Source organism: Andreprevotia sp. IGB-42, assembly GCF_009848685.1.
Lineage (GTDB): Bacteria > Pseudomonadota > Gammaproteobacteria > Burkholderiales > Chitinibacteraceae > Andreprevotia.
The window spans coordinates 1-8,454 of sequence record NZ_WXTX01000030.1 but is presented as its reverse complement, the minus strand read 5'-3'; the positions used below and the strand labels follow the sequence as shown (position 1 = coordinate 8,454).

Annotated in this window: 1 protein-coding gene; it reads right to left on the bottom strand. The window is 60.6% G+C overall.

Annotation, left to right across the window (positions count from 1 at the left end; all coding sequences use genetic code 11):
• Positions 1-8,333: amino acid adenylation domain-containing protein (locus tag IGB42_RS21570; RefSeq protein ID WP_159675618.1), on the bottom strand; the 8,333-nt coding region annotated here is incomplete at its 3' end.
• Positions 8,334-8,454 lie beyond the last annotated feature (121 nt).

Genomic DNA, 8,454 nt, shown 5'->3' with positions numbered 1-8,454 from the left:
AGCAGCAGCGTCCCCTTGGGTTGGCCGGTTGAACCCGAAGTGTAAATCACATAAGCGAGGTGTTGTGGTTGAACCTCAACCAGTAGATTACTTGCTGGCTGGCTGGCCAGCAGTTCGGCATCGCTATCCAGATTGAAGTGCGGGATGCCGTGACCCGTAAACACATGGTGACAAGACTGCCGGGTGATCAGCAGCGCAGGTCTGGCATCGCCCAGCATATAAGCCAGCCGCTCGGGCGGGTAATCCGGGTCCAGCGGCAGGTAGGCACCTCCGGCCTTCAGCACCGCCAGGATGGCGACGATCAGCTCGAATGAGCGTTCCAGCGAAATACCCACCAGCACATCCGGCCCCACGCCTTGCCCGCGCAGGTAATGCGCCAAGCGGTTGGCACGTGCATTCAGCTCGCCATAGCCGAGTTGCCGGTCTTCAAGCATCAGCGCGATCTGCGCCGGTGTTTGAGCTGCATGTGCTTCAATGCTGCGATGAATGCCGTGATCCCTTGAGTACGCAACACGGGTATCGTTCCAGTCCACCAACAACTGATGCCGTTCAGCCACGGGCAGCCATGGCAACTCGCCCACCTTGCTGGCTGGCTGGCTTGCAATGCTGCCGAGCAACGTACCGAACTGATTTGCCATGCGCTCGATGGTGACCGCATCGAACAGGGTAGTGTTGTATTCCCATTGCAGTGCCCATCTATCGCCATGATCGATCACATTCAGGGTCAGGTCGAATTTGGCAATATCCGCGGTTACTTCGGCAAACTCGACATGCAGCCCCGGTAGCGCCAGCGTGGCCTCAGGCTGGTTCTGCAGTACCAGCATCACCTGGAACAATGGCGAATAGGCGGGATCACGCACAGGCTTGAGTGCCTCGACCAGTTGCTCGAAGGGAAGATCCTGATGGTCGTAGGCAGCAAGCGTGGTGCCGCGTACTTGTTGCAGCAAATCGGCAAAGGTAGCGTGCTTATCCACCTGCGCGCGCAGCACCAGTGTATTGACGAAGAAACCGATCAGCGCTTCGATCTCCGCATGATTACGGTTGGCTATGGGCGTGCCGACGCATAAATCGGTCTGACCGCTGTAGCGGGACAGCAGGATGCTGAATGCCGCAGCCAGCACCATGAACGGAGTACTGTCGCCATGCCGGGCAAGCCCAAGCAGCGCGGTGTAGTCTGCGGCCGCAATGCTTGTTGCATGAGTGGCACCAGCGGTGCTCTGTATCGCGGGCCTCGGTCGATCGGTAGGCAGAGCCAGCAAGGCCGGTGCGCCGGCCAGTTGGGTATGCCAGTAGTCCAGCTGCTTTGCCAGCACGCTACCTGTCAGGTACTGCCGCTGCCAGGCAGCGAAGTCTGCATATTGCAGCGCCAGTGGCGGCAGATCCACCTTATATTGTTGGCTATGCGCGAGGTAAAGCTGGCCCAGCTCACCGAGCAAGATCCCCATCGACCATCCATCGGCCACGATGTGGTGCAAGGTGTAGCAAAGCAGATGCTCGTCGTCTGCCAGCCGGATCAGGCCGGCACGCAGCAATGGCCCGGCAGCCAGATCGAATGGACGGTTTGCCTCTTCACGCAAATGCTGTGATGCCACGCTCGCCTGCGCGGCAGCGGGCAAGGCGCTTAGGTCAGCCAGCAGCGGCAATGCAAAGTGGTCCGGCCCGGCAATCCATTGCACCGGTACACCATCGCGCAATACAAAGCGGGTGCGCAGCGATTCGTGGCGCGCCATCAGGTCCTGAAATGCCTGGCGCATGCACTGCGCATCAAGCACACCACGCAGGCGCAACGCAGCAGGAATGTTGTAAGACGCGCTGCCGGGGTCCAACTGATCTAGAAACCACAAGCGCTGCTGGGCAAAGGACAGGGGTAGTCCCCCTGTGCGGGCGACCGGTTCGATTGGTGGCAGTGCCTGTTGTGCCCCGGCTGTATCCAGTACCGCGGCCAGTGCAGCGATGGTGGGGTGATCAAACAACTGCCGCAGCGGCAAATCGATGCCATGCCGGCTACGCAGTTGCGAGCTGACCTGCGTGGCCAACAGCGAATGTCCGCCCAACGCAAAGAAGTTGTCGTGCACCCCCACGCGGTCGAGCCTGAGCACCACTGCCCAGATGAGGGCTAGCCGTGCTTCGGTTTCAGTACGCGGTGCAAGGTAGGCCGTGTCATCCTGGCTGCGGTCCGGAGCAGGTAATGCCTTGCGATCAACTTTGCCATTCGGTGTGAGCGGGAACTGATCCAGCATGATGAAATGCGCGGGCACCATGTAATCGGGCAGGCTTTGCAGCAATGCCGCACGCAACGCATCCCCGGCAATGGTTTGGCCCGCCTTTGCGATCAGGTAGGCCACCAGTTGCCGATCGCCCGCGTCATTTTCGCGGGCAATCACGATTGCATCACGCACCGCGGGTAGTGCCAGCAGGCTGACTTCGATTTCGCCCGGTTCGATACGGAAACCGCGGATCTTGACCTGATCATCCAGCCGGCCCAAATATTCGATCGTACCGTCCGGCAGGTAGCGCGCCAGATCGCCGGAGCGATACATGCGTTCACCCGGCAAGCCATAAGGATCGGGAACGAAGCGTTCCGCCGTCCAGTCCGGGCGGCCCAGATAGCCGCGTGCCAGCCCGTCACCGGCGATATGCAGTTCGCCCGCTACACCGGCTGGGACCTGCTGGCCTTGCGCGTCGAGTATATAGATGTGCGCATTGGCAATGGGCCGGCCTATCGGTACGGATTCACCCGGTTCGGGTTGCACCGCGTGTGTGCATGAAAACGTCGTGCACTCGGTAGGCCCGTAGCCATTGGTCAGCAATTTGCCACCAGCGGCAAGAAAAGCCGCTGCATGCGGCGCAGACAGTGCTTCGCCGCCCGCAAGCACGTGCCGTACGCCCGCAAGATGGGAAAGCTCATGCTCAACCATCTGCTTGAACAGCGCAGCTGTCAGCCACAATGTATCAATACGCTGCGCAGTGATGAACTCGCCTATGGCTGCCAGTGTATGTGGCCCCGGCAATGGCATGACAACGCTTGCGCCGTTGAGTAGCGGCGCCCATAGCTCGAACGTGGCCGCGTCGAAGGTGGCAGGTGCCATATGCAGTACGCGGGCGCAGGCATCCAGCGTGAAGTAATTCGTCTCCCTGACCAGCCGGACGACGTTCCGGTGCGTGACGAGCACGCCCTTGGGCTGGCCGGTGGAACCGGATGTGTACATCACATAGGCTAGGTGATCAGGCAGGGTGATGGCAGGCAAATTGCAGTCGGGGAAGCCAGCGACAGCAGCATCGTCAATATGCAGCCGCCTTACGTTGTCGATGCCGAGCTTGTCCCAGTCATCGTCGCAAGAGAGCACCATCGCGGGTGCTGCGTCGGCCAACATATAGGCCAGCCGCTGCACGGGTAGGGCAGGATCGAGCGGCAGGTAAGCACCGCCTGCTTTCAGAATCCCAAGCACGCCGACCAGCGATGTGAACGAGCGCCCGGCGCACAATCCTACCAGCACATCGGGGCCTACCCCCTGGCTGCGCAGGTGATGCGCCAGCTGGTTGGCCTGCCGGTTCAGCTCGCCGTAGCTGAGCGTTTGTCCATCAAAAACAGCTGCCGTGTGTGCTGGTGCCATTGCCGCTTGCTCTTCGAACAGCGCATGAATCGCTGCTTGCGGATATCGGCTTGCCGTATCGTTCCAGTTGGCGATGGCGGCATGTTCTTCATCAGGCAGAATGTTGAGCCCGGCAATGGGCGCCTGCGGGGCAGCTTCAAGTGTGTCCGCCAGTGCTTCGAGCGCGGTAAGCAGGTAAGTACAAACCTGCCGTGGCCTGACCGCCTGGCTGCCCGTCACACTCAAGGTGAAACCGGTGCCAAGGTCATCAATCGAAATGGTCAACGGATAGCTGGTGCGTTCTTCGCCACCCAGTATCTCCACCCCGTGGTGTACCGGCACTGCGGTGACCGATGCCGCGCTGTAGCGGTAATTCAGCAATGTTGAAAACAACGGCGTCGATGCGGGTACACCGCTGCAGCGTTGTGCCCGCACCAGCGATGCATGCTCGTGCCGCAGCAGTTCGTTCAGCAGCAGCTGGGTTGCACTCAGCGCATCACGGGCTGCAATCATGCCGGTGTCGATGCGGATGGGTAGGGTATTGATGCACAACCCCATCACCTGGTCTGCGCCTTCACCGCCCTGCAAGCGACCGAACAGGATAGTGCCAAACACCACAGCATCGCGCCCGGTCAGGCGTGACAGCACAATGCCCCACGCCAGATGCATCAGCGCGGCGGTGCCCACCTTGTGTGTCCGGGCACCTGCGCGGATGCGCAAGGCCAGATCATCCGGGATGGATCGCCGTACGTCTTCGACTTCGGCGCTATCATGCACATGTAGTACATCGTAGGGGGTACTGGGCTCCATGATGTGCGCGAGCATGCGGGTGAAGAAAGCATCGTGCTCGTCCGCGCCGATACCAAGGCGTGCCTGCGCAATGAAGTTGCGGAAGGGCAGTGCCGGCGCCAACCGGTTGGCCTGGTCGGCCAGTATGGTCTGAACCTCCGCGAACATCAGGTCGAGCGAGGTGTGATCACTGATCAGATGGTGCTGCAGCAGTTGTAGTACCCAACGCCCCTTTGCAATATCCTCGGCAAAGAAAGCCTGAATCAACGGCGCTTCGCTGACATCGAGCCGGTAGCGCACCGGGCTGTATTGATCATCGAGTGCGTGCAACGACACGTTGCGGACCTTCATGCGGGCGTTGCGCAAAACCACTTGCACCGGCTCGGTCAGGCCTTGCCAGATGACAGCGGTGCGCAATGCATCGTGGCGATCAATGACGGTTTGCAATGCGGCGATGAATTGTTCCAGCATATCCCTGCTGGCAAAGCGGAACTGCAGCTTGAGCAGATAGATGTCACCCGTGTGATGCAAACGATGATGAAACAGGATGCCTTCCTGCAGCGGTGCCAACGGATAGATATCCTGGATATTGGCTGCACCACCCGGCACGATGGCGGTGATATTGGCAATCTCCTCGGGCGACAAGCTCAATAGTGGCAGCATGTCCGGTGTGATTGCGCTGCAGTTGGCAGGGATCAGGTTGGGTGGAACGGCTACTGGTGTCATCCCGGCTTTTGCCGCAACGGCAGCAATGGTCGGCGTGTTGAACAGCGTGCGGATATCGGTGCCCAGACCGATGCGGCGCATGCGCTCCACCAGCGTGACAGCAAGCAGCGAATGCCCGCCCAGCTCGAAGAAATTGTCGTGCACGCCCACCCGGCCAAGCTTGAGCACGTCGGCCCAGATGATGGCGAGCTGCGCTTCGATTTCGTTGCGCGGCGGCAGGTAGCCCGCATCGTCATGTGGGGTGTCGGGTGCGGGTAATGCTTTGCGATCGATCTTGCCGTTCGGCGTCAGCGGCAGGCAGTCGAGCACAACAAACTGACCCGGCACCATGTAGTCAGGCAAGCCTTGCAGCAAATGGCTGCGTAGCGCCGCAGGCTCCGGCAGATCGGCCGTTGCGGTGGCAACCACATAGGCGACCAGCCGCTTGTCCCCCGGTTCATCCTCACGTACCAATACAATGGCCTCGCGCACAGCCGGCATTGCGGTGAGTGACGATTCGATTTCTCCCAGCTCGATACGGAAACCGCGGATTTTTACCTGGTGATCAATGCGCCCGAGGTAATCGAGCTTGCCATCAGGCAGATAGCGCACCAGATCTCCGGTACGGTACATGCGGGCCCCGGCTTTGGCCGAAAACAGATCGGGCACAAAGCGCTCCTCGCTCAGATCAGGGCGATTGAGGTAGCCCCGCGCAACGCCGGCTCCGCCAATGTACAGTTCGCCAGCTATTCCGATGGGAACCGGGCGTCCGTGGGTATCGAGCACATACAGCTGCGTATTGTCGATGGGCGTACCGATGCTGATTGCGCCATTTGTTTCATCGTTGCTGATGCAGGTCAGCGTTGACCAGATCGTCGTTTCTGTCGGCCCGTAGAGATTCCACAGGCTGCCCGTATGCGCCAGCAGCCGCGCAGCAAGGTCCGCAGCGAGGGCTTCACCACCGCACAGCGCCTTCAAGTCAGGCTTGCCCGACCAACCGCCATCGAGCAGCAGGCGCCAGCCCGATGGCGTGGCCTGCATCACAGTCACCCCATGCTCGGCAATGGTACTGGCCAGCAGTGCTGGATCGGTATTGTGCTGGCGCGTGCTGAGTATCAGCCGGGCACCGACGGTGAGCGGCAGATAGATTTCCAGACCGGCAATATCGAAAGACAGCGTCGTCAATGCCAGCACTACATCGCGTGCATCCAGCCCCGGGGCCTTGGCCATGCTGCACAGGAAGTTGACGACGCTACCATGTTCCACCATCACACCCTTGGGGCGGCCCGTGGAGCCGGAGGTGTAAATCACATAGGCGAGGTGCGCAGATTGCCCGCCGGTGTCCAGGCTGGTTTGCGGCAATGCGGCGAGCGTATCGGTCTCCTGCGCCGGGCAGAATATCGGCAAGTCGTGTGCAAGCATACGCAGCAAATGCGCTTGCGAGAGTACAAGCGCGGGCCGGGCGTCGGCCAGCATGTAGGCTAGCCGATCCCGGGGGTAAGCAGGGTCGAGCGGGATATAGGCGCCGCCGGCTTTCAATATCCCCAGCAAGGCAACCACCATCTCCAGCGAGCGATCCATGCACAGCGCAACGGTCACGTCCGGGCCCACACCTTGTGTGTGCAAGTAGTGCGCCAACTGGTTGGCTCTGCCATCCAGTTCGCGATAGCTCAGCTGGTTGTGCCCGAAAATCACCGCAACGCTGTCGGGTGTTCTGGCTGCCTGTATCTCGAACAACTGATGAATGGTCTGTGCGTGCGGCTTGCGCGCCGCGGTTGCATTCCAGCTGGACAACAGTTGGCGTCGCTCGGCCAACGGCAGCACTTCAGTCTGCTTCAGGGGCGTATCCGCTGCGTGTTCCAGCCCATCCAGCAACGATGCAATCGCGGTGCAGAGATAGGCGTAAACCTTTTGCGGCTGAACGGCAGACACGCCTTGCACCATCAAGCCGAAGCCATCGCCCAGGTCGTCCACGGTCAGGGTCAGTGGATAGTTGGTGCGTTCGTCAAAGTGCAGCGCGGTCATGCCCTCTCGGCGTAGTGCAGCAAAGACCGAATCGGCATTATGGCTATAGCGGTAGTTCAGCAATGTGGAAAACAGCGGAGTTGTGTTGGCCATGCCGCTACAGCGCTGCGCATCGGCAAGCGAAGCATGCTCATGCCGTACCAGTTGCGCGAGTAACGAATGGGTACTGTGCAGTCCGCTGCGGATACCGGCATCGCCCACGACAATGCACACCGGCAGTGTGTTGATGCACTGGCCCATGATGCGGTCAGCGCCTGTACCACCGTGCAAACGGCCGAACAGCACGGTACCGAACACCACCTCATCCCGTCCGGTCAGGCGGGCCAGTACCAGCGCCCACGCCAGATGCAGCATGCTTGCGGCGCTTACCCGGTTAGCGCGCGCCTGTTGCCGGATGCGCAGCGACAGCTCTGCTGACAATACCTCGCGTATCTCATCGATAGCCTGGTCGCTGCCATGGATGTCTAGCACGCCGTAGGGCGCGGTCGGCTCATCGATGTGGCTGAGCATTGCCGTAAAGAACGCATGGTGCGCTGCGCTGTCAACGCCACAGCGGGTTTGCGCGATGAAGTTGCGAAACGGCGGCGCGCTGGGCAACGGATCAGGCTGCCCGTCCAGGATGAGCCCGATCTCGTGCGCCAAGAGTTCAAGCGTGGTGTGATCGCAGATCATATGGTGCAACAGCAGATGCAAGACCCAGCGACCATTGCGCACGTCATTGGCGGTAACGGCGTGCAGCAACGGTGCCCTATCCAGCGGCACACGGTAGTGGCGGGCGTCGTAACGCACATCCAGCTGGTGCGTGATTTCGCCATCGGCGGCATCAAGCATCACTTCGTCAATGCCAAGCGTGGCACGGCGTACCACGACTTGTACCGGCTGTTCCGGATGCTGCCAGAACACGGCGGTGCGGAATGTATCGTGACGGTCGATCACGGTCTGGAGTGCTGTGGTAAAGCTGTCGAGCCGGGCACGGGTATCAAACACGAACTGCTGTTTGGTCAGGTAGGTATCGCCACCCTGATCCAGCAGGTGATGAAACAGGATGCCGTCCTGCAATGCGCCCAGTGGATAGATGTCCTGGATGTTGGCTGCGCCGCCCGGTATTGCCAAGGCAATCGCGGCAATGCTCGCGGGTGACAAAACCACCAATGGCAACATTTCCGGGGTAATACGCTCACAATCTTGCGGGATCAGGTTGGGGGGGGACGCTGCCGGCATGATGCTGGCTTGTATCCTTGGGGCCAGCGCGGCCACTGTGGGCAGCGCGAACAATGTACCTACATCGCTGGCGAATCCCGCCTGCCGCATGCGCTCGACAAGCACTACCGCCAACAGTGAA